This window comes from Pseudomonas sp. LBUM1645 (genome assembly GCF_059716185.1).
Window position 1 is genome coordinate 631,752 of the sequence record NZ_CP166811.1, and the last position, 21,367, is coordinate 653,118.

General features: G+C 58.5%; 16 protein-coding genes. 10 read left to right on the forward strand and 6 right to left on the reverse strand.

Annotated elements, in window-relative coordinates; genetic code table 11:
* Positions 1-128 precede the first annotated feature (128 nt).
* Positions 129-725, reverse strand: a complete 597-nt coding sequence (locus ACA079_RS02735; RefSeq protein WP_497702488.1) for a hypothetical protein — start codon at positions 723-725, stop codon at positions 129-131.
* A gap of 387 nt (positions 726-1,112) precedes the next feature.
* On the opposite strand from ACA079_RS02735, the gene ACA079_RS02740 reads away from it, so the two are divergent.
* A complete protein-coding gene (locus ACA079_RS02740; RefSeq protein WP_497702489.1) occupies positions 1,113-3,188 on the forward strand; it encodes an AsmA family protein in 2,076 nt (691 codons plus the stop codon).
* Positions 3,189-3,328: 140 nt separating this feature from the next.
* Here the strand turns inward: ACA079_RS02740 and ACA079_RS02745 are convergent, their stop codons facing one another.
* Positions 3,329-4,303, reverse strand: a complete 975-nt coding sequence (locus tag ACA079_RS02745; RefSeq protein ID WP_497702490.1) for a LysR substrate-binding domain-containing protein — start codon at positions 4,301-4,303, stop codon at positions 3,329-3,331.
* A 110-nt stretch (positions 4,304-4,413) separates the two neighbouring features.
* Between ACA079_RS02745 and ACA079_RS02750 the strand changes: the two genes are divergently transcribed.
* The 3 genes from ACA079_RS02750 (at position 4,414) to ACA079_RS02760 (ending at position 6,358) form a co-directional block, all read left to right on the forward strand.
* Positions 4,414-5,052 carry an FMN-dependent NADH-azoreductase gene (locus ACA079_RS02750; protein ID WP_497702491.1) on the forward strand — a complete coding sequence of 213 codons (639 nt, stop codon included), beginning with the start codon at positions 4,414-4,416 and terminating at the stop codon, positions 5,050-5,052.
* The gene (locus ACA079_RS02755) at positions 5,053-5,358 is read left to right on the forward strand and encodes a DMT family transporter (protein WP_008157366.1); all 306 of its coding nucleotides are present in this window, start codon (positions 5,053-5,055) and stop codon (positions 5,356-5,358) included.
* Positions 5,359-5,467: 109 nt separating this feature from the next.
* Positions 5,468-6,358 carry an esterase/lipase family protein gene (locus ACA079_RS02760; RefSeq protein ID WP_497702492.1) on the forward strand — a complete coding sequence of 297 codons (891 nt, stop codon included), beginning with the start codon at positions 5,468-5,470 and terminating at the stop codon, positions 6,356-6,358.
* Positions 6,359-6,442: 84 nt separating this feature from the next.
* Here the strand turns inward: ACA079_RS02760 and ACA079_RS02765 are convergent, their stop codons facing one another.
* The gene (locus ACA079_RS02765; RefSeq protein ID WP_497702493.1) at positions 6,443-7,330 is read right to left on the reverse strand and encodes a DMT family transporter; all 888 of its coding nucleotides are present in this window, start codon (positions 7,328-7,330) and stop codon (positions 6,443-6,445) included.
* 96 nt (positions 7,331-7,426) lie between these two features.
* Here ACA079_RS02765 and ACA079_RS02770 point away from each other — a divergent pair, with 96 nt between their 5' ends.
* The 3 genes from ACA079_RS02770 to ACA079_RS02780 all read left to right on the forward strand — a co-directional run bounded on the left by ACA079_RS02770 (position 7,427) and on the right by ACA079_RS02780 (position 9,855).
* Positions 7,427-8,221, forward strand: a complete 795-nt coding sequence (locus ACA079_RS02770; protein ID WP_497702494.1) for an AraC family transcriptional regulator — start codon at positions 7,427-7,429, stop codon at positions 8,219-8,221.
* Positions 8,222-8,285: 64 nt separating this feature from the next.
* Positions 8,286-8,591, forward strand: a complete 306-nt coding sequence (locus ACA079_RS02775; protein WP_033055593.1) for a PsiF family protein — start codon at positions 8,286-8,288, stop codon at positions 8,589-8,591.
* A 250-nt stretch (positions 8,592-8,841) separates the two neighbouring features.
* Positions 8,842-9,855 (forward strand): AI-2E family transporter, encoded by a 1,014-nt coding sequence (locus ACA079_RS02780; RefSeq protein WP_497702495.1) that lies wholly within the window; start codon positions 8,842-8,844, stop codon positions 9,853-9,855.
* A gap of 133 nt (positions 9,856-9,988) precedes the next feature.
* On the opposite strand, the gene ACA079_RS02785 is transcribed toward ACA079_RS02780, so the two are convergent.
* Positions 9,989-11,263, reverse strand: a complete 1,275-nt coding sequence (locus tag ACA079_RS02785) for an Hsp70 family protein (protein ID WP_111449224.1) — start codon at positions 11,261-11,263, stop codon at positions 9,989-9,991.
* A gap of 297 nt (positions 11,264-11,560) precedes the next feature.
* On the opposite strand from ACA079_RS02785, the gene ACA079_RS02790 reads away from it, so the two are divergent.
* Entirely contained in the window at positions 11,561-12,508 is a 948-nt protein-coding gene (locus ACA079_RS02790; protein ID WP_497702496.1) for a DnaJ C-terminal domain-containing protein, read from the forward strand.
* 23 nt (positions 12,509-12,531) lie between these two features.
* Positions 12,532-12,837, forward strand: coding sequence for a chaperone modulator CbpM (locus ACA079_RS02795; protein ID WP_046044790.1), 306 nt, complete (start codon positions 12,532-12,534; stop codon positions 12,835-12,837).
* A gap of 171 nt (positions 12,838-13,008) precedes the next feature.
* Here the strand turns inward: ACA079_RS02795 and ACA079_RS02800 are convergent, their stop codons facing one another.
* Positions 13,009-14,133: a sensor histidine kinase gene (locus ACA079_RS02800; RefSeq protein ID WP_497702497.1), complete on the reverse strand. Its 1,125-nt coding sequence runs from the start codon at positions 14,131-14,133 to the stop codon at positions 13,009-13,011.
* A gap of 270 nt (positions 14,134-14,403) precedes the next feature.
* Here ACA079_RS02800 and ACA079_RS02805 point away from each other — a divergent pair, with 270 nt between their 5' ends.
* Positions 14,404-19,491, forward strand: a complete 5,088-nt coding sequence (locus ACA079_RS02805) for an NEL-type E3 ubiquitin ligase domain-containing protein (RefSeq protein WP_497702498.1) — start codon at positions 14,404-14,406, stop codon at positions 19,489-19,491.
* 125 nt (positions 19,492-19,616) lie between these two features.
* On the opposite strand, the gene ureC is transcribed toward ACA079_RS02805, so the two are convergent.
* Positions 19,617-21,317, reverse strand: coding sequence for an urease subunit alpha (ureC, locus tag ACA079_RS02810; RefSeq protein WP_497702499.1), 1,701 nt, complete (start codon positions 21,315-21,317; stop codon positions 19,617-19,619).
* Between the last annotated feature and the right edge of the window lie 50 nt (positions 21,318-21,367).

A 21,367-nucleotide genomic window follows, 5' to 3' on the forward strand; every position in this document is an offset into this window, starting at 1 on the left:
GACGCACTCTAGCAAATCGGCTTTGCCGGCGTCGAATGACTATCGGGGGATCAAGCGGGGAAGTGAGGCATCTATAACGTCAAAAGCCCAATCCGGGGATTGGGCTTTTTTTCAGGGCCGCCATGGGCTCAGCTCAAAGCGCTGTTGCGTTCGATGACACGGTCACCACCACCTTCAGCGAGGGTTTGACCTTGTGGAGTGCGGTCGGAACCATCAGCAGCCAGGGTTTGACCTTGTGGAGTGCGATCGGAACCATCAGCAGCCAGGGTTTGACCTTGTGGAGTGCGATCGGAACCATCGGCAGCCAGGGTTTGACCTTGTGGAGTGCGATCGGAACCGTCAGCAGCCAGGGTTTGGCCTTGTGGAGTGCGATCGGAACCATCAGCAGCCAGGGTTTGGCCTTGTGGAGTGCGGTCGGAACCGTCAGCAGCCAGGGTTTGACCTTGTGGAGTGCGATCGGAACCATCAGCAGCCAGGGTTTGACCTTGTGGAGTGCGATCGGAACCATCAGCAGCCAAGGTTTGACCTTGTGGAGTACGGTCCGAACCATCCTGGGTGATCAGGCCTTTTTCTTTCAGGCGATCATTACCACCTTCGGCAACGGTTTGGCTGAACACCGAGTGGGTGGATTTGACTTGTGGGGTCGCCTGGTCAGCAGCTGGCAGGGCAAAAGCTGTGCTGGCCAGCATCGAGAGGGTAAGGCTAAACAGTAATTGGCGTTTCATGATTGGGTGCTCCGTAGGAGGGCGATAAAGTGGGTACGAGGGCAATGCTACTCTCGATAAGTCGATATAAAAGTTCATAAACGCAATGGTAATAATCAACGGAATTGATTGTTCCGTGAAACGGCTCTAAATCGGGCGTTTCCGGCGGATGTTTTTGCGCTGAGATGGGTATTTTCCACTCACTTGCGCCTTGCAAAAGTGCGGGTCCGGTAACGCTGGATTGAGGGGGCATCCTGTCGCCGACCGATTATTTGAGCGTTAAGCGGTATTTCGGTTAAACCTGCGCGCCATTTTCCAGTCCTAGACTCCATGGCAGGCCGGTTCTGGCCTAACGTTTCAAACGTGCGTCGCAGTCAGGACGCTCAGTCGTATCAGGAGCCCTGTGCAATGACGCGCACTCGTAAAATTTTTACCTGGACCCTCGCCAGCCTTGTTGTCCTGCTGGTCGTACTGGTTCTGATCATCGCGTTCTTCGATTGGAACCGGATCAAACCACCGCTTAACGCCAAAGTTTCCGAAGAGCTGCACCGCCCGTTCGCCATCAACGGCAACCTCGCGGTGGTCTGGCGACGTGAATCCGACGAGGGCGGCTGGCGCGCGTGGGTGCCGTGGCCGCATGTCGTGGCGGAGGACTTGAGCCTGGGCAACCCGGACTGGTCGAAGAAGCCGCAGATGGTCACCCTCAAACGCGTCGAGTTGCGCCTCTCGCCCCTGGCCTTGCTGGCGCAGCGCGTGGTGATCCCGCGTATTGACCTGACCGAGCCGAATGCTGATCTCCAGCGCCTTGCCGATGGTCGCGCTAACTGGACCTTCAAGTTCGACCCCAAAGACCCGAACGCCGAGCCTTCAAGCTGGGTGGTGGACATCGGTGCGATCGGCTTCGACAAAGGCCACGTCACCCTCGACGACCAAAACTTGAAAACTCAGCTCGACTTGATCATCGACCCGCTGGGCAAACCGATTCCGTTCAGTGACATCGTCGGTGACAAAGCGGCGAAAACCGCATCGGAGAAGGGCGCTGCGCCGCAGGATTACGCGTTCGCGCTGAAGGTCAAAGGCCAATACCACGACCAGAAACTCGCGGGCGAAGGCAAGATCGGCGGCCTGCTGGCGTTGCAGGACGCGGCCAGACCGTTCCCGCTTCAAGCAAAAGTGAAAATCGCCGACACCAGCGTCGAACTGGCCGGCACCCTCACCGATCCACTGAACCTCGGCGCCCTGGATTTGCGCCTGAAACTGGCCGGCACCAGCCTGGGCAATCTCTACCCGCTGACCGGCGTAACCCTGCCGGACACACCGCCGTACGAGACTGACGGGCACCTGATCGCCAAGCTGCATGAAGCGGACGGTGCAGTGTTCCGTTACGAAGAATTCAACGGCAAGATCGGTCAGAGCGACATCCATGGCAGCCTGGCCTATGTCGCCAGCCAGCCGCGCCCGAAGCTGAGCGGATCGCTGGTTTCCAATCAACTGCTGTTTGCCGACCTGGCTCCGCTGATCGGTGCCGATTCCAACGCCAAACAAAAGGCCCGTGGCGGCGAAAGCAAGCAGCCGACGGACAAGGTCTTGCCGGTCGAAGAGTTCAAAACCGAGCGCTGGCGCGATATGGACGCTGACGTCGAGTTCACTGGCAAGCGCATCGTCCACAGCGAAAAACTGCCGTTCAAGGATCTCTACACCCACCTGATACTCACCGACGGCGTGCTCAGCCTTGAACCTCTGCGCTTCGGTGTGGCCGGTGGCAACCTGGATGCTCAGATTCGCCTCAATGGCCGAACCGAACCGCTGGAAGGCCGGGCCAAACTCACCGCACGCAAGTTCAAACTCAAGCAGTTGTTCCCGACCTTTGAACCGATGAAAACCAGTTTCGGCGAACTGAATGGCGATGCCGACATCACCGGTCGTGGCAACTCGGTGGCCAAACTGCTGGGCAGCGCCAATGGCAATCTGAAAATGCTGATCAACGACGGCGCCATCAGCCGCGAGTTGATGGAGCTGGCCGGGCTCAATGTCGGCAACTTTGTGGTTGGCAGGATCTTTGGCGACAAGGAAGTGAAGATCAACTGCGCCGCCGCCGACTTCGATATCAAGACTGGTCTGGCGACTACGCGCCTGTTCGTCTTCGATACCGAAAACGCGATCATCTACATCGATGGCACCGCCAACATGGCGACTGAGCAACTGGACCTGACCATCACCCCGGAATCCAAGGGCTGGCGGTTGATCTCGCTGCGTTCGCCGTTGTACGTGCGGGGCAAGTTCATCAAGCCTGATGCGGGTGTGAAGGCTGTGCCGCTGATTTTGCGTGGGGCGGGGATGGTGGCGTTGGGTGTGATTGCGGCGCCGGCGGCTGGGTTGCTGGCGCTGGTGGCGCCGAGCGGTGGCGAACCGAATCAGTGCGCGCCGTTGCTGGAGCAGATGAAGGCCGGCAAGGCGCCCGTGACCGTTAAACCCACCAAGTAATCCGTTGGTGTCTGGTATGACGCCATCGCGGGCAAGCCATGCTCCTACAGGTCCCGAGCCCGACACGAAACCTGTAGGAGCATGGCTTGCCCGCGATGGCGATTAACAGGCATTACAAATCTTTCAGAATGTCCGCCATGTCATCCGCGCCGTTCTCTACGTTCTTCATCTCGATCTCCCGCAGGCACTGCCGAAGGCCGCGATCTTGGCAATAGCCCCGACAACGCCGCTTCCTCCTGCAACCACGCAAAAAACGCCCGGACCGGCGGATGCCGTTCGCGCCCCGGCACACACAGTGCAGCGTAACCGGCACCATCGACCTGAACCTCACCCTTGTAAGCCACCAGCAAACCACTGGCCACGCTCTCGGACACCAGAATGTTGCTCGCCAACACCAGGCCTTGCCCGGCAATCGCCGCTTGCAGGGCGTAATGCTCTTCGTCGTATTCGCGGACCGCTGGCTTCCCCGCAAGCCAGTTCTCGCCGGATTGTGCGCACCATGCCTCCCAACCGTGGGCGTACAGTTTGGAGTTGTGCCAGCGCACGCTGATCAACGTCGGTGCTCGGCTGGCGGCCAGGGCGACTTGCTCCGGCGAGCCATAAACACCGAAGGATTCGTCGAACAGACACAGGCCATAAAGGTTCGGGTAATCACCGAGGCTATAGCGCAGCACCAGATCGACGCTGGCGTCCTGATGCAAATCGATGACTTCGCAATGAGTATCGAGCCGCAGGCTGATATTCGGGTGCCGGGCGTAGAACCGGCCCAGTCGGGGCACCAGCCACAACGCAGCGAAAGCGGCGGTCGTGGAGATCGTCAGGCTCGCGCCGCTGCGTTGTGGGCGCAAGGTATCGACACTTTGCGCCACTTCAAGCAAGGCACCGTGCAAGCTGTGGAACAGCCGTTCACCGCAGTCCGTCAGGCGAACTTGCCGTGGCAACCGCTCGAATAACGGCACACCGAGCCAGGTCTCCAGCGAACGAATCTGATGGGAAACCGCGGTCGGCGTCACCGAGAGTTCTTCGGCGGCTGCCTTGAAGCTCAGCAGGCGCGAGGCGGATTCAAAGGCGCGCAGGGCGGTCAGCGGCAGCGAGGCAAACATTGAAAGCTCCATGGATGAAATAAATTCATCCAAACTGATTTTTGCTCATTTGAAAAGGGTGGGCTACGCGCTTCAAGCTGCAAGCCACAAGCAGTTTGAGTTTAGTCCTTCAGGAGATTCAGATGAGCACAATTCTTGCCGTACATGCCAGCCCCCGTGGCGAACGTTCTCACTCCCGATGCTTGGCCGAGGTGTTTCTTTCAGCCTGGCAGGCGGCCAATCCTCAGTCGCACCTGACCCGTCGCGAAGTCGGTCGAGCGTTGATTCCGCCGGTCAACGAGGCTTTTGTGGCCGCCGCGTTTTACCCCGAACCCGATGCGCGACCGCTGTCGATGCAGGCCGACCTGGCGTTCAGCGATGAACTGGTGGGCGAGTTACTCGGTCACGATTTGTTGGTGATTTCCACGCCGATGCACAACTTCAGCGTGCCCAGCGGCCTCAAGGCCTGGATCGATCAGATTGTGCGGTTGGGGCTGACCTTCAATCACACCCTGGACAATGGCGTCGCCCAATACGAGCCGCTGGTGCAGGGCAAGAAGGCATTGATCGTCACCAGTCGCGGTGGATTCGGTTTCGGGCCCGGTGGAGAACTTGAGGCGATGAACCATGCCGATCCGTTGCTGCGAACGGCGTTGGGGTTCATCGGCATCACCGACATCACGGTCGTGGCCGCCGAAGGCGAAGAATCCGAGGCGCGCACCTTCCAGATCTCCGCCGCCGAGGCCGAGCAGCGTTTGCGGGCGCTGGCCAGGGAGTTCTAGATGGCCTGGCTGTTTTTGCTGATCGCCGCCGGCTTCGAAGTCACCTTTGCCATGGGCATGAAGTACGCCGAGGGCTTCACCCGGCTCTGGCCGTCGATGATCACCGTGGTGGCCGCGGTGGGCGGGATCTACTTTCTGACCCTGGCCATGCGCGAGTTGCCGGTGAGCATTGCTTACCCGATCTGGACCGCCATCGGCTCACTGGGTACGGTGTTTCTCGGGTTCGCGTTGCTCGGTGAAAGCCTGACGGCGGTCAAACTGGTGTCGGTCGGATTGATCGTGGCGGGGGTGGTGGGGCTGAAGTAGGGCGGGATGTCATAGACTGGTCGTCGAGTTGTCATCTTCGATGCCGATGCTTGGCTGATGTCTTGCATTCAGCCTTGCGTCACCTCACCGATCACAAGGACGTTCGCCCATGTCGCAAGGTTCCGCCACGCGTTATCCGTTGGTGCTGGTCCCGGGAATGCTCGGGTTTATCCGTCTGCTGATCTATCCGTATTGGTACGGGATTATCTCGGCGTTGCGCCGGGGTGGGGCGACGGTGATTGCGGTGCAGGTTTCTCCGCTCAATTCCAGCGAGGTACGTGGCGAGCAGTTGCTGGCGCGGATCGAGGAGATTCTGCGGGAAACCGGGGCCGAGAAGGTCAACCTGATCGGCCATAGCCAGGGCTCGCTCACCGCCCGTTACGCCGCCGCCAAACGCCCGGATCGGGTGGCGTCGGTGACGTCGGTGGCAGGGCCCAATCACGGTTCGGAGCTGGCGGATTACCTGCACAAACACTATCCGGGAGACAGCGCCATGGGGCGTTTGCTCAGCGTTTTGCTGCGCTGGATCAGTGCGCTGATGAGCCTGTTGGATACCGGTTATCGCGGACCGAAATTGCCGGTGGATATCCATGCCTCCCATCATTCTCTGACGACGGAAGGCGTGGCGCTGTTCAACCAGCGTTATCCACAGGGCTTGCCTGAAACCTGGGGCGGGCATGGGCCGGAAGAGGTCAACGGCGTGCGGTATTACTCCTGGTCCGGGACCTTGCAGCCGGGCAAGACCGATCGCGGGCGAAACCTGTTTGATGGGACCAACCGCAGTTGTCGGTTGTTTGCCAGGACCTTCGTTCGAGAGGTCGGGCATTGCGACGGAATGGTCGGGCGTTACAGCTCGCATCTGGGGACAGTGATTGGTGATGAGTATCCGATGGATCACTTCGACATCGTCAATCAGTCGTTGGGTTTGGTGGGCAAGGGCGCGGAGCCGGTCCGGTTGTTTGTCGAGCATGCTGCCCGGCTGAAAGCCGCGGGTCTATAAGATCAAAAGATCGCAGGCTTCGCCAGCTCCTACGTTGGAATGCGTTCTCCCGTAGGAGCTGCCGAAGGCTGCGATCTTTTTCTATCAGGCAACGCTAACCTTACGGCCCAACACGGTGGTCCAGCGCTCCGAAAGAATCACTCCACCCAGCGTCAACATCCCGCCGACCAGGTGATACATCGCCAACTGTTCATGCAGCACCACCGCCGCAATCAGCGCAGTAATCAGCGGCAGCAGATTGAAAAACAGCGTGGTCCGACTCGGCCCCAGGCGGATCACAGCCTGCATCCACGCCAATGGCGCAACCATCGAGGCCAGTAGGCAGGCGTAAAGCACCAGCGGAATGTTCTGCAGCGTCGGGCCGATCTTCGGTGACGCGAGGAACAGCGGAAACAGCACCACCACCGCGACCCATACCTGCATGTACAGCAACACCAGCGGCGGCAAACGCAGCTGCCATTTTTTCAGCAGCGTGCTGTAGATCGCGTAGGCCAGGGTGGCGATCAGCATCATCGCGTCACCCAGGTTCACCCCGTGTTCGAGCAGCGCACCAAGGCTGCCGGATGAGACGACCACCAAAACCCCCGCGAACGACAGCACCGCACCGGCCAGGGCCCCGATGGTCAGGCGCTGGCCGAGGCTAATGATCGCCATGGCCAGCGACATCAACGGCATCAGCGACAGGATGATCCCCATGTTGGTGGCCGAGGTCAGGCTCGCCGCGAAGTACGCCAGGCTTTGGTAAACAGCCATGCCGAGCACGCCCAGCACAAAGATCTTGCCCAGGTTCGGACGGATCGCTGGCCAATGGGCGATCACCGGTTTGAGCATGAAAGGTGTGAACAGCAGTCCGGCAAGTAGCCAGCGGTAAAAGCCGATCTCGGCGGGGAAGATCGCCCCGGCCGACATCTTGGTGATCACGGTGTTGCCGGCCCAAATGAAAATGGCCAGCAGGGGATAAGCGTATTGCATCGATAAAAACCAGAACGTTAATGAGGGGTGATTATCGCCTGTCTGGATACAAGCCTATACTTCGATCCAGACAACCTGCCCCTGATGACGGACAGCATGAACAGTAAACACATCGATCTGCTGGATTTCAGCGAACTGCCTGCCCCGGTGTACTTCCGTTATGCCGACTTCGATGCGCATCGTTATGCCTCGGCGCATCGTCATCCATGGGGCACGCTGGAGTATTCGGCCCACGGCGTATTGCACATGGATATCGGCGGCAGCCGCTTCATGTCACCGCCGCAATATGCGGTGTGGGTGCCGCCGCAGACCGAGCACAGCTTCTACAGCCATCAGCCGATCAACTATCGCGCGGTCTGCCTGGCTCCGCTGATGTGCCAGGATCTGCCGCAACAGGCCTGCACCCTGGCCATCAGCGACATCCTCAAAGCGATCCTCAAAGACTTCGCCACCCGGGATGTGAAGATTCCCGAGCAAGACGCTGACAAACGTCTGGCTCAGGTGTTGGTGGATCAGCTGCAGCAGGCGCCGGTGCATGAGTGTTACCTGCCTTACGCCAGCAGCCCCGGCTTGCTCGGGATACTCGAAGCCTTGCAGGCCGAGCCCGGTGATAACCGGCCCTTGGCGGAATGGGCCGCGCAGATCCATGTCAGCGAACGCACCCTGGCGCGGCGGTTCGTGCGTGAGTTGGGCATGAGTTTTGGTGAGTGGCGGCAGCGGTTGCGGTTTCTGGCAGCGATCGAAGCGCTGGACAGTCACCGCAGCATTCAGGAGATCGCCTTCGATATGGGCTATAGCACCGGCTCAGCGTTTATCGCGATGTTTCAACGCCAGGCGGAGTGCACGCCGGAACAGTATCGGCGCAGCCACCTTGAGGCCAGGAAGGTGTAACAGGTGTTGTCTACACTCCAGAGCGAGGCCGTGCTCGTCGGTGCGGCAACAAGGAGAAAACTCCATGAAGATGTTGCGTGTCCCTTTGTTGATGATCGGTTTGCTGCTCTGCGCCCAGGGCTTTGCCGCCACCGAGCAACAGAACAAGATGACCACCTGCAATGCTGACGCTACCGCGAAAACCCTCAAGGGAGACGAACGCAAAGCCTTCATGAGCAATTGCCTCAAAGCTGCACCCGCCGCAGATGCCGCCAAACCCCTGACGCCTCAGCAAGAAAAAATGAAAACCTGCAACGCCGATGCTGCTACTAAGGCGCTCAAGGGCGATGCGCGCAAAACCTTCATGAGCGATTGCCTGAAGAAAAAATAACAACATGCTCGGGTGTGGGGGCGGGAAGTTTGTGGTGGTTTTTAGTGCCCCATCGCGAGCAAGCTCGCTCCCACAGTGGAACTGTGTACGCAGGACAAATGTGGGAGCGAGCTTGCTCGCGATGGGGCCAATAAGCTCACTGCAAAAAGTCGCCAGCGCCCCCACTAAGGTCGACCTACACAATCCCTAGTGCTGGCATCGGAACGCTGGCAGACTGCCAATCCTTTTACGCCGTTCGTTTTGAGGCTGTATGCCAACGTTTTCTCAACGTCACGTCTTGCTAATCATCAGTTGGGTCATCATTTTCGGCGGTTTGTTGCTGGTGATACCGCTGCGGTTGCTGCCCAGTCTGCTAGCTGGGCTGCTGGTGTTCGAACTGGTCAACATGCTCACCCCGCAATTGCAGCGCCTGATCGAAGGTCGGCGTGCGCGCTGGCTGGCAGTGGCGTTGTTGGGAACGCTAGTGGTCAGTGTGTTGACGCTGATCTTTGCCGGTGCCTTCAGCTTTCTGCTGCACGAAGCGGAAAACCCCGGCGCTTCTCTCGACAAATTCATGGGTGTGGTTGATCGGGCGCGCGGGCAACTGCCGCCGTTCATCGACGCCTATCTGCCTGCCAGCGCCGCCGAGTTCCGCGTGGCGATTGGCGAGTGGGTGAGCAAGCACCTCAGCGACTTGCAGCTGGTGGGCAAGGACGCGGCGCACATGTTTGTGACGCTGCTGATCGGCATGGTGCTGGGGGCGATCATTGCCTTGCAGCGCGTGCCGGACGTGACCAAGCGCAAGCCCTTGGCCGCCGCGCTGTTCGACCGCTTGCACCTGTTGGTCCAGGCGTTTCGCAACATCGTGTTCGCCCAGATCAAGATTTCCCTGCTCAACACCTTCTTCACCGGGATTTTCCTGGCGGTGGTCCTGCCGATGTTCGGGATCAAGCTGCCGCTGACCAAAACCCTGATCGTGCTGACCTTCCTGCTCGGCCTGCTGCCGGTGATCGGCAACCTGATGTCGAACACCCTGATCACCATCGTCGGTTTGTCGCTGTCGATCTGGGTGGCCGTGGCGGCGCTGGGTTATCTGATTTTTATCCACAAGCTCGAATACTTTCTCAACGCGCGCATCGTTGGCGGGCAGATCAGTGCCAAGTCGTGGGAGTTGCTGCTGGCAATGCTGGTGTTCGAGGCCGCGTTCGGCCTGCCGGGGGTGGTGGCGGGGCCGATTTATTACGCGTATTTGAAGAGTGAGTTGAAGCAGGTGGGGATGGTGTAACCCGGCGATGATCTAATTGTGGCGAGGGAGCTTGCTCCCGTTGGACTGCGTAGCAGTCCCCTGCTTTTGGGGATAAGAAGGGGGCCGCTTCGCGGCCCAGCGGGAGCAAGCTCCCTCGCCACAGGGTTTCGGATCAATCCATGTTGCCGTAGCGCTTCATCGCTTCAATCGCCAAGCCACTGCCGATACTGCCGAAGATGTTCCCTTCCACATGCCGCGCATTCGGCAACATCGCCGAGACGCTGTTACGCAGTGCCGGAATCCCGCTCGAACCGCCCGTGAAAAACACCGTATCCACCTGATCGACTCGCACATTGGCGTCGTTCAGCAGCTGGGTGACACTGTTGCGCACGCGCTCCAGCAAGTTGTCGATGGCCGATTCGAACAGTGCCCGGCTCAACTCCACGCTCAAACCCGGTTCGATGCGGTCCAGCGGCACATGGCGGCTGTCTGCGTGGGTCAGCTGGATCTTGGTTTCTTCCACTTCCATGGCCAGCCAGTGGCCGGCGCGCTGGTCGATCAGCTTGAACAGGCGATCGATGCCGCCGGTGTCTTCGATGTCGTAACGCATGCTGCCCAGCGCCAAGGTCGACTTCTGCGAGTACACCGAGTTGATGGTGTGCCAGGTCGCCAGGTTCATGTGATGGCTGGTCGGCATGTAAGCGCCGCTCTTCATCCGGCTGCCATAGCCGAACAGCGGCATCAGGCCTTGCAGGCTCAGCTGCTTGTCGAAATCGGTCCCGCCGATGTGCACACCGCCGGTGGCGAGGATGTCGTCGTGACGGTTGTCGTGGGTCCGGCGCTCAGGGGACAGGCGCACCAGCGAGAAGTCGGACGTACCACCGCCGATGTCGACGATCAGTACCAACTCTTCTTTTTCGATGGTCGACTCATAGTCGAATGCCGCCGCAATCGGTTCGTACTGGAACGAAACGTCCTTGAAACCGATGGCGCGGGCCACGTCCACCAGAGTGTTTTCGGCTTCCTGGTCGGCCATTTCATCGTCATCGACGAAGAACACCGGGCGACCGAGCACCACTTCATCGAACTCGCGACCGGCGGCGGTTTCGGCGCGCTTCTTCAGCTGACCGATAAACAGCCCGAGCAAGTCCTTGAACGGCATTGCCGTGCCGAGGACGCTGGTGTCGTGCTTGATCAGCTTGGAACCGAGCAGGCTCTTGAGCGAGCGCATCAGCCGGCCTTCATAACCTTCCAGGTACTCGTGCAGCGCCAGTCGGCCGTACACCGGGCGGCGTTCTTCCATGTTGAAGAAGACCACCGAAGGCAGGGTGATCTTGTCGTCCTCCAGCGCGATCAGCGTTTCCATGCCGGGGCGCAGCCAGCCGACGGTGGAGTTGGACGTGCCGAAGTCGATACCACAGGCACGGGCTGGAGATGCGTTTTTCATGTCTTTCGAGTTCCGGTTAAAAAACGGCCGCGCAGTGTATGTCAGTGCGGCGCAGATTCGAAGGCCGACTATCCGCTAAATCTCGTTGATTGGCGCCTTGTAAAGACGGCGATATGCCCCAAACTTGTCTGCATTGCGCCTGGCAGCCCCAGGACGGTCGCAAGAACCGTCCACCGCTGCCGATAAACTTCTGATGCGCGCCCCGGTCACAACCTTGAGATCGGTCAACCTCGCGGCTGCCAATGAGCGCATGCTGCCGATGGTGGCGCGATTTTGATAACGGATGGTGATCCTTAGATGGACTTCAAAGACTATTACAAGATTCTCGGTGTGGAACCGACTGCGGACGATAAGACGATCAAGGCCGCCTATCGCAAGCTGGCGCGCAAGTATCACCCGGACGTCAGCAAGGAAAAGGACGCCGAGTCCAAATTCAAAGACGCCTCGGAAGCCTATGAAGCGCTGAAAAGCGCCGACAAGCGCGCCGAATACGACGACTTGCGCAAATACGGCCAGCACGGCCAACCGTTCCAGGGCCCGCCGGGTTGGCAGGGTCGTGGCGCAGGCGGTTTCGGCGGTGGTCAGGACACAGGCGATTTTTCGGACTTCTTCAGTTCGATTTTCGGCAACCGTGGTCCTGGTTTTGGTGGTGGACAGTCGGGCCGTAGCGCCGGGCGTCGAGGGCAAGACGTGGAAATGGAACTCGGGATTTTTCTGGAAGAAACCCTCTCGAACGAATCGAAGAAGGTCACCTTCCAGGTGCCGCAGTACAACGCTGCCGGCCAGCATGTCAGCAACACCAGCAAAAGCCTGAACGTGAAGATCCCGGCCGGCGTGGCCGACGGCGAGCGCATCCGCCTCAAGGGCCAGGGTGCACCGGGCACTGGTGGCGGGGCCAATGGCGACTTGTTCCTGATCATTCGCTTTGCGCCGCACCCCAAGTTCGACGTCGAAGGCGAGAACCTGATCATTACCTTGCCGTTGGCCCCGTGGGAATTGGCGTTGGGCGCCGAAGTTGCCGTGCCGACCCTGACAGGCAAGATCAACCTCAAGATTCCCGCCGGCAGTCAGAACGGCCAGCGCATGCGTGCCAAGGGCCATGGATTGTTGAACAAGGCCGGTCATCGCGGTTATCTGTTTGTACAACTCAAGGCCGTCATGCCTAAAGCCTCGGACGACGAGGTCAAGGCGTTGTGGCAGGAACTGGCGAAAAAAGCGGCTTTCAACCCCAGAGAAAACTTCTGATCCAAGAGACGGAGTAGCCCATCATGAGCAACCCCCTGATCGTTCAACTGGACATGGCAGAATTCTGTGAGGCGACCGACCTGTCGGACGTCTACGTGATCGAAATCGTCGAACACGGCATCCTCGAACCTCAGGGCAACCAGCCCAAGGATTGGCGTTTCAACGATTATGAGTTGGCACTGGCCAAACGTGCCGCCAAGCTGCGGCACGATCTGGAGCTGGAATGGGAAGGCGTCGCCCTGGCGCTGGACCTGCTTGAAGAGGTCCAGCAACTGCGGGCCGAGAACCGCATGCTCAAGCAGCGGTTGGCTCGGTTAGTGGTTGAGTAGCGTTGAGCACTGAACCTGTGGCGAGGGAGCTTGCTCCCGCTGGGCTGCACAGCAGCCCCAACACTTGCAGCCGGAGTTCGTCAGACATACCGCGTCGCTGGGTTTGCGACCGCTTCGCGCTCGAGCGGGAGCAAGCTCCCTCGCCACAAAAGACTTTTCCCCGCAACAACCCTAGATGTTCCTGGGCAACACCACGGTAAACAGCGTGCCATCAGCCTCATTGGAACTGACCTCGATCGTCCCGGAATGAGCGTTGACCACTTCCTTGACGATAAACAGGCCCAAACCGAGGCTGGTGGATGGCTGGCCGAGTTCTTCGTCGGCGCTGCGCACCAGTGGATCGAAGATCGTGCCAATAGCGTCCTCGGGAATCGGTGCTCCGTAGTTATGCACCGTGAGGCGAACCGTGTCGGGTTCGCCGATGAGGGTGACTGTCACGTCACGCTTGTTCAAACCATGTTGCAACGCATTGCCGATCAGGTTCTGCAGCAGTTGATCAAGCCGCCCGGCATCCCATACACCTCGGGTGTCTCCCTGCACGTTCACTGTCGGATCGCACTCCGGGTTGCCGGCGCACGCTTCGGCAATTGCTGCATGCACCGCATCGGCCAGGTCCATGGGTGCCGGTTCGATCGGCAGGCTCTTGCCCAGGCGACTGCGTACCAGTTCCAGCAGATCGCTGACCATCACCGCCATGTGTCGCGCACCGCGCTTGATATTCATCGCGAAGGTCAGCGCATCGCCTTCGAGCGCGGTTTTTCGCATTAGCATTTCAGTGGACATGCTCACCGCTTGCAGGGGGGCGCGCAGGTCATGGCCGAGGATCGCCAGAAAGATGTCCCGCGAGCGATTGACCTGCTCGGCATAGGCCGCGGTGGACTCGGCCAGGGCTTCGTCGATGGCTTCATTGAAACGAATCATGTCTTGAAAGTATTGAAGTTCCGGCGACTCAAGGCTGTCGACCCACAGGCGAATCACGCAGGCCCGCAAGTGGCGGAACTCGGAGGTCATTTGCACCAGGTCGAAGCCAGCGGTGTGGCGAAGTTCACCATGGCTGGCGGCAGCCATGTTCAGGCTCGGGGTTTTCTCCGGACCTTCCCCCTTGGCCTTGGCCGCTTGCTCGCTGGCGGTCTGGGCCTTGCGCATATCGGATGCCGAGGCCAGCAGAATTGACTTCGCGTGATCGCGCAATGTCGCGCGGTCCAGTGAAGAGTCGGTACTGATGCTTTCGGCGAATTTTTCCCATTCATCAACGATGCGATCTACATGCTGCACGATGAATTCAGATAAACGCATAGCCGGACACCTGGCAGGAGCAATGAGAGCCAGGAAGTGTGGTGCATCTCGAGGCCTTTGGGTAGGCGGTCGTGCAAGGCCTGGATCGTTTGCGCAAGTGTTCGTACATAACAAACGTAATTGATGTGCGGTATATAGTTATTTTTACCCCTCAAATAGTTGGGTGGTTATTATGTTTTTTACTATTTTGTGAACAGGAATTTGATTTTTGTTTTTTAATTTGAGTCAGTAATCTGAAGACCTATTTAATAAATTCAGGTTGTCATGACGATGTCGATTACACCCTCAACTCCGTCCCCGAGCCACGCTTTAGCCGAATATAAAGGTGTTCACTATGAAAAGATCAAGGCGCTCATTCCGGACGCTATAAAAAACGCGCCGCCCCATAGACTGGAGTCCTTGAAAGAAAACGTGGCAGTGCCGAAAAACTATCAAGCACTAAGGCCTATGGGTCGACAGAAACTGAAAGAACTATTGCAACAGCACGGGTATCAACAAGGCGAACTGGACTCGATGTTGAAGTTGCTCCAGCAGAACATTCAAGACTTTGCAAAACCGCTGCTGACGGAAGCTATCAAGACGAATTTCGATGTTGATCTGGACGTCGAGAAAACAACCCTTCGGCTTTACGTGCCCGACAAAATCATATTTGGGATCGACAGTGGCGGCACCCACTCCAGGCATTCTTCATTGCTGGATGCCGCGCTGCACAATTTCGAAGAGCCTGAGACCAAGGCAGGAGCCTTTCGCAGTGGCTCCGGCGTCTATACCGCCGACAACACTGGCTCGCCGATGCTGCATCCGATCACCGTCGAGCAATTTACCGCGCTCTGTCGGACGCTGGATATCGGTACGCAGTACCAAAATCATATCAAGTCGCTGCTGATGCCCACCGGCTCCAAGGAACAGGTGGCGCTGTGCAAACAGGCTGTTGCCGTTGAAAAGTCAGCGTTGGAAGTGGTGGCATTGACCGCTCTCATGTCGTCGGATATCGGGCACTACAGTTGGACAAAAATTCAGGAGTTGGGGCGCGGTAACAACGATATCCAATACCATGGAAAACCCTTGCAAGTTCACCGATTAAGGATAATGGGCTTTGAGTTGTCAGGTGTTGTACTGTTTAGTGCCGTTGCGGAAAAAAGCGTCATAGAAGAAGCTCTGGGAAGTTTTCTGCCCGAGGAACTTCTATTTTTACATGAGTGGTCCAGGCGTATTCCGGGGTTAACTGATAATGCGTATGAAAGATTCAAATTGGTCAGCGACGTATTCGCCAATGGGCCAGAGGCTTTAACGCAGGAGTACAGGCGCAGGGCGGACTTTTATGATCAAAGTCGATTGGCCGGACCGCTCATTGCCTATGTACCTGATGACCCGATTCATCCCTTGAAAGAATACCCGTCACTGACAGCGTTCATGACGGAGTTGGTCACCCAACTGAAAGACACACAGTATCAGCAGTTCTTCAGTCGGTTTGTTGCCCAAAGGGACAAGCCGAAATTCTTCAAACGGGTTAACGAGCGACTCAAGGAAATTACATGGCATCAGCGCGAGCCGCTCAGCATGGGGCCCTGGTGGCGGGAAACGCCGATCGAAAACCCTGACGTCGAACCGATCACTGTCCCGATCCCGGGTAACCTCTGGGATTACCTGTACCGCGAGAAGCGCGACAAGGCCATCGCCGATGCCCGGCTCATTGCGGTGCCTACGGGTGACGAAGACGCCAAAACCCGCTGGAACAGGTTGATCAGCTATCTGGATATCGGCTGGAACGTCTTGAGCTTCGCGGCAATGCTGGTGCCGGGAATGGGGGAGGTCGTACTGGGGGTAATGGTCGCCCAACTGATGGCGGAGTTCGCCGAGGGGATTGAGGACTGGAGCAACGGTGACAAGGACGAAGCCTCTGCCCACATCAACAGCGTCATCATCAACTTTGCCCAACTGGCGCTGATAGGTGCAGGCCATGTGTTGCCCTCCGGCGCTGCAGCGGTCAAGCCATCGTCATTTGTCGATAACCTCAAGCCTGTTTCAATGCCTGATGGTTCTACACGAATGTGGAACCCCGATCTTGCACCTTACGAGCACAAGATCGCGTTGCCCAAGGGTTCCAGACCCGACGACGTGGGTTTGCATCAACACAACGGGCGCGATGTACTTCAGTTGGAAGACAAGCAATACGTGGTCAAAAAGGATCCTCAAACCGGTAAACATCGCGTGCAACATCCGACACGGACTGGCGCCTATGCGCCGCAGGTCGAGCACAACGCGGCAGGCGCCTGGAAGACCGAACTCGACCGCCCCGTCGAATGGGACAAGATTCGGGTCCTGCGTCGACTCAACCCGTTAGCCAGTACCTTCAGCGATACGACACTGGAGCAGCTTCTCAACGTCAGCGGTGTTGACGAAAATGCACTGCGCCGGCTCCACGTCGAGCATGAACTGCCGCCGCCGCTGTTGACCGATGCCGTTGAGCGCTTCGATATACAGGCCCGGGTAGGCAAACTCGGCGAGCAGATTCGCAGCGGCCTGATTAGCGAAGGGCTGGCCGGATACCTGCCCGATCTGATGACGGACCTACCGCGATGGCCGGAAGCCAGAGCCATCACTTTGACCGACCCGCTACCGGTCGGCGGCCAGGCAGTTACCTTTGGCAACGCCAATGCGTCAGCTTCCGACACACTGAAATTGACCTTGGCTGAACTCAAGGCCGGCGGGCTGGAGAGGCGGGTGATCGAATCTTTGGACGAGCCTGAAATAGAAGGGTTACTCGGCAGGGCGATCTCCACCGACAAGGCCGTGCGCATCAACGCACTGCGTGAGGAACTGGCGAAACGGGCCAACAAGCGCCAGGCGCGAATTTTTGAGTCCCAGTACAAAGGTACGCAGGCTTCGACCGATGCTCGGGTGGCCAGGCTGCAAGGCGACTACCCTGATCTGCCGCGCGGTGTGATTGAAAAGTTGCTGGAGGATGCGGACCCGGAAGACCTGCGCTTTCTCAAAGAAAAAAACCGCACCCCGTTGGGGCTGCGCCAGCAAATCCGCGCCGCACACAACAAAGTGCGTGTGGCTCGCGCCTATGAAGGCCTCTACCTTGAGCCACTTGAAAATATCGATACCCTTCGGCTGAAGCTGTGCTCGGTTCAGAAGCTGCCGGGCTGGTCGCCGAACGTGCGCATCGAAATCCGTGAGTTGTCCTTCAGCGGTATGCTGCAGGCCAGCGCTGGGGAGCAGGCGGCACCGATCCGCAAGGTCTTGATCTTTGATAAGGACGGCCGCTACCACACCCGCGATGAAAGCAATCGACACCTGCATGGCGCCGACGACTTCTACAGTTCACTGCTGCATGCCCTGCCCGACACAGAGCGCAAGGCATTGGGCTACGAGATCTTTCAGGGCGACAAGCTGAGGGACGCGATACAGCGTTCACCACTTCGTCACGATCAATTCGAGCAGGTCCTGTTAGACCACCCGGTGCGCAAGCCGGCCTATGATCCGGAAAAAATGCGCCTGCGCGGCGGTATGCAAGGCTATCCCATACGCCAGCCCGGCTGGAGCGCTCTTCGGGGACGAGTCCATACGTTGTATCCCGCGTTCACCGAGGCAGAGGTTGAGTCCATGCTCCGCGGATGGGGTGACGGCGCGGCTGAACGGCGAGTGCGGGTTCTGGAGAATGAGTTCAATGCATTGAATCATTCGTTTCAGAGCTGGATGAATTCACCAACCCAAGCGTTCCGTTACAGTCCGGCAGGAGTGGCAGAGTGGACTTCCAGGAAAAGCGTGTATGAAGCGATCCGGCAATGTTGGCAGCGAACCGGACCTCGAGGTATTGAAGCTCCGGGGATTATCCAGCCGCAGGCGCTGATTCTGGATGGTTTGCCTCTGGATCAACACCTCCCCGGAATGCCATTGCTGACCGCCAATTTTGACCATGTCACGCTGTTGAGCTTGCTCAACGCCAAATTGCTCCCCCTTCAACAATCCTTTCTGGCGCCGTTTCGCCAGTTGCGCCAGTTGAGCATGGTCGGAAACCGTTTGAACACTTTTCCCAAGGTGATCAGCGACATGCGACATCTGCACGACCTGTTTCTTTCCAACAATCAGATCTCGTTGACGGAAGAGAGCGTCGCAAGGCTGCGCACCATGACCCGGTTGAGAGTGTTGAAGCTCGATGGCAATCCACTCGGACGGGTGCCGGATATCAGCCAGATGCCGAACCTGATGATACTGGCCCTGGACGACACCGGAATTGACTCATGGCCGATTGGGCTGTTCGCAAAACAGCGAGCGCGCAATATGTTCCTGGACCTGCGTTACAACCGCATCAGCCAGCTTCCGACGGTGGCCCCCGGTTCAGTCAGCGCCGAACTGATCGCCCGTACAAACGTGAGTCGCGAACCGCAATGGCTGTCCGCCGAGAACCTGGAGCAGCTCAAACAATATATTGAGTCGGTCGGGCTGGACCCTGACCGTCCCTATCCACCACGGGGGACGGTGGACAGTTCGTTTTGGGATGAGGGAATTACCCTGGACGAGTGGAATGCCCGCCAGCCCATCTGGGATGCCGTCGAGGATGAGTTCGGCTCCGAGCCCTTTTTCAAGGAGCTTGGAAAGTTGACGGAGTCGGCCGACTTCAGGGGCTCTAATACGAGTTACAAAGCTGATCTCACTGCCAAGGTCTGGCGCATGCTGACAGCCATGGAAGAAAACACCGAACTGCGGGAAAAGATATTTTCTGAAGCTGTAGCGTCAACCGTGTGCGCTGACGGCGGAACTCAGTTTTTCAACGCCATGGGTGTCGAGGTGCTGGTTCATGAAGCGAATTCCCTGGCGAATACAGACCTTGTGGAGGCCGAGCTGGCGTCGCTGGCCCGTGGCAAGTCAAGGCTTGATGAGTTGGGTGCCATAGCCCGACGTCGAGTGGCGGACCGGTTGGCCGCAGGAGAGGCATTCCGCCGCCAAGAGGGGGGCGTTGTCACTGGCACCATCGATGAAGTGGAAGTTCACCTGGCCTACATGACTGACCTCGCAGAGCGTTTGAACCTGCCGTGGCAATCGCGGGGCATGTTGTTCAGGAATATAGCCGGTGTGACCCAGGGGATGATCGAGGATGCTTATCAGCGAGTCCTCGCGCTGGAAGAGGGCGAGCTGCTTGCGCAGCGGATTCTCGAACAGCCATTTTGGGAACGCTATCTCGAAGAAACCTACAGCAAGGAATACAACGATTTGCAAAACGACCTCAAGGATGCGGATGAGGTCACGCAATTCAACGCCATGAAGAAGCTGTCCACAACCTTGACTCAACAAGCCATTGATCGGGCGAAACTACAAAGGGTTGAAGTCCCTTTTACCGTCAAGCCTTAAACACGCTTCGTGCCGGGATAATGAGAGGGGGTCGGGTAATCAATGCTTTAGATCTTTTTTAAGCGATGAACAAAGGCCTGGATTTGCGCAAGCATCCAGGCCTTTTCTTTGTCCCGCTTAACCGATCAAAACAGGAAATAGCGCTGAGCCATCGGCAGCACATCCGCTGGTTCACACCACAGCAAAACGCCGTCAGCCTTGACCTGATAGGTCTGCGGATCGACGTCGATACTTGGCAGATAATCGTTGTGAATGAGGTCGGTTTTCTGCACGTCGCGGCAACCTTTGACCACGGCGATTTTCTTTTTCAAACCCAGTGCTTCAGCAAGCCCGGCCTCCTGCGCCGCCTGGCTGATGAAGGTCAGGCTGGTGGCATGCAGCGAACCACCGTAGCTGGCAAACATCGGACGGTAATGCACCGGTTGCGGCGTCGGGATCGACGCGTTGGCATCGCCCATCAGGCTGGCCGCGATGGCACCGCCCTTGAGAATAAGCGTCGGTTTGACCCCGAAAAACGCCGGGCGCCAGAGCACCAGATCGGCCCATTTACCGACTTCGACCGAGCCCACTTCATGGCTGATGCCGTGGGTGATTGCCGGGTTGATCGTGTACTTGGCGATGTAGCGTTTGGCGCGGAAATTGTCGTTGCCTTCGCCGTCACCGGGCAATGGGCCACGCTGTTTTTTCATCTTGTCGGCGGTCTGCCAGGTGCGCGTGATGACTTCGCCAACGCGGCCCATGGCCTGGCTGTCGGAGCTGATCATCGAGAACGCACCGAGATCGTGGAGGATGTCTTCGGCGGCGATGGTTTCACGACGGATGCGGCTTTCGGCGAAGGCCACGTCTTCGGCAATGCTTGGGTCCAGGTGATGGCAGACCATCAGCATGTCGAGGTGTTCGTCGATGGTGTTGCGGGTAAACGGCCGGGTCGGGTTGGTGGAGCTCGGCAGCACGTTGGCAAAACCGCAGGCCTTGATGATGTCCGGCGCGTGACCGCCACCCGCACCTTCGGTGTGATAGGTGTGGATAGTGCGGCCCTTGAAGGCGGCAAGGGTGGTTTCGACGAAACCGGATTCGTTGAGTGTGTCGGTGTGGATCGCCACTTGTACGTCGTACTGGTCGGCGACGTTCAGGCAGTTGTCGATACTCGCCGGGGTGGTGCCCCAGTCTTCGTGCAACTTCAGCCCGATGGCGCCGGCCTTGACCTGCTCGATCAACGGCTCCGGCAGGCTGGCGTTGCCCTTGCCGGTGAAGCCAATGTTCATCGGGAACGCATCGGCGGCCTGGAGCATGCGCGCCAGGTGCCATGGTCCGGACGTGCAGGTGGTTGCATTGGTGCCCGTGGCCGGGCCGGTGCCGCCGCCGATCATGGTGGTGACGCCGCTCATCAATGCTTCTTCAATCTGCTGCGGGCAGATGAAGTGGATGTGGGTATCGATGCCGCCCGCGGTGAGGATCATGCCTTCACCGGCGATGACTTCGGTGCTGGCGCCGACTGCGATGGTTACGTTCGGCTGGATGTCCGGGTTGCCGGCCTTGCCGATGGCGGCGATGCGGCCGTCCTTGAGGCCGACGTCGGCCTTGACGATGCCCCAGTGGTCGATGATCAGCGCGTTGGTGATCAGGGTATCGACGACCTCTGCGGCGAGTAATTGGCTTTGGCCCTGGCCGTCGCGGATGACTTTGCCGCCGCCGAATTTCACTTCTTCGCCGTAGGTGGTGAAGTCTTTCTCGACTTCGATCCATAGCTCGGTGTCGGCCAGACGGACCTTGTCACCGACGGTGGGGCCGAACATGTCGGCGTAGGCCTGACGGGAAATCTTCATTCGTTCGCCTTGAGATTCAATTGAATTTGAGACCGCTCGCATAGCTCGCT

Bases quoted from the DNA above. Each gene is read 5' to 3' on its own strand.
- ACA079_RS02735 (WP_497702488.1), bottom strand. From the start codon at position 725: ATGAAACGCCAATTACTGTTTAGCCTTACCCTCTCGATGCTGGCCAGC.
- ACA079_RS02740 (WP_497702489.1), top strand. From the start codon at position 1,113: ATGACGCGCACTCGTAAAATTTTTACCTGGACCCTCGCCAGCCTTGTT.
- ACA079_RS02745 (WP_497702490.1), bottom strand. From the start codon at position 4,303: ATGGAGCTTTCAATGTTTGCCTCGCTGCCGCTGACCGCCCTGCGCGCC.
- ACA079_RS02750 (WP_497702491.1), top strand. From the start codon at position 4,414: ATGAGCACAATTCTTGCCGTACATGCCAGCCCCCGTGGCGAACGTTCT.
- ACA079_RS02755 (WP_008157366.1), top strand. From the start codon at position 5,053: ATGGCCTGGCTGTTTTTGCTGATCGCCGCCGGCTTCGAAGTCACCTTT.
- ACA079_RS02760 (WP_497702492.1), top strand. From the start codon at position 5,468: ATGTCGCAAGGTTCCGCCACGCGTTATCCGTTGGTGCTGGTCCCGGGA.
- ACA079_RS02765 (WP_497702493.1), bottom strand. From the start codon at position 7,330: ATGCAATACGCTTATCCCCTGCTGGCCATTTTCATTTGGGCCGGCAAC.
- ACA079_RS02770 (WP_497702494.1), top strand. From the start codon at position 7,427: ATGAACAGTAAACACATCGATCTGCTGGATTTCAGCGAACTGCCTGCC.
- ACA079_RS02775 (WP_033055593.1), top strand. From the start codon at position 8,286: ATGAAGATGTTGCGTGTCCCTTTGTTGATGATCGGTTTGCTGCTCTGC.
- ACA079_RS02780 (WP_497702495.1), top strand. From the start codon at position 8,842: ATGCCAACGTTTTCTCAACGTCACGTCTTGCTAATCATCAGTTGGGTC.
- ACA079_RS02785 (WP_111449224.1), bottom strand. From the start codon at position 11,263: ATGAAAAACGCATCTCCAGCCCGTGCCTGTGGTATCGACTTCGGCACG.
- ACA079_RS02790 (WP_497702496.1), top strand. From the start codon at position 11,561: ATGGACTTCAAAGACTATTACAAGATTCTCGGTGTGGAACCGACTGCG.
- ACA079_RS02795 (WP_046044790.1), top strand. From the start codon at position 12,532: ATGAGCAACCCCCTGATCGTTCAACTGGACATGGCAGAATTCTGTGAG.
- ACA079_RS02800 (WP_497702497.1), bottom strand. From the start codon at position 14,133: ATGCGTTTATCTGAATTCATCGTGCAGCATGTAGATCGCATCGTTGAT.
- ACA079_RS02805 (WP_497702498.1), top strand. From the start codon at position 14,404: ATGTCGATTACACCCTCAACTCCGTCCCCGAGCCACGCTTTAGCCGAA.
- ureC (WP_497702499.1), bottom strand. From the start codon at position 21,317: ATGAAGATTTCCCGTCAGGCCTACGCCGACATGTTCGGCCCCACCGTC.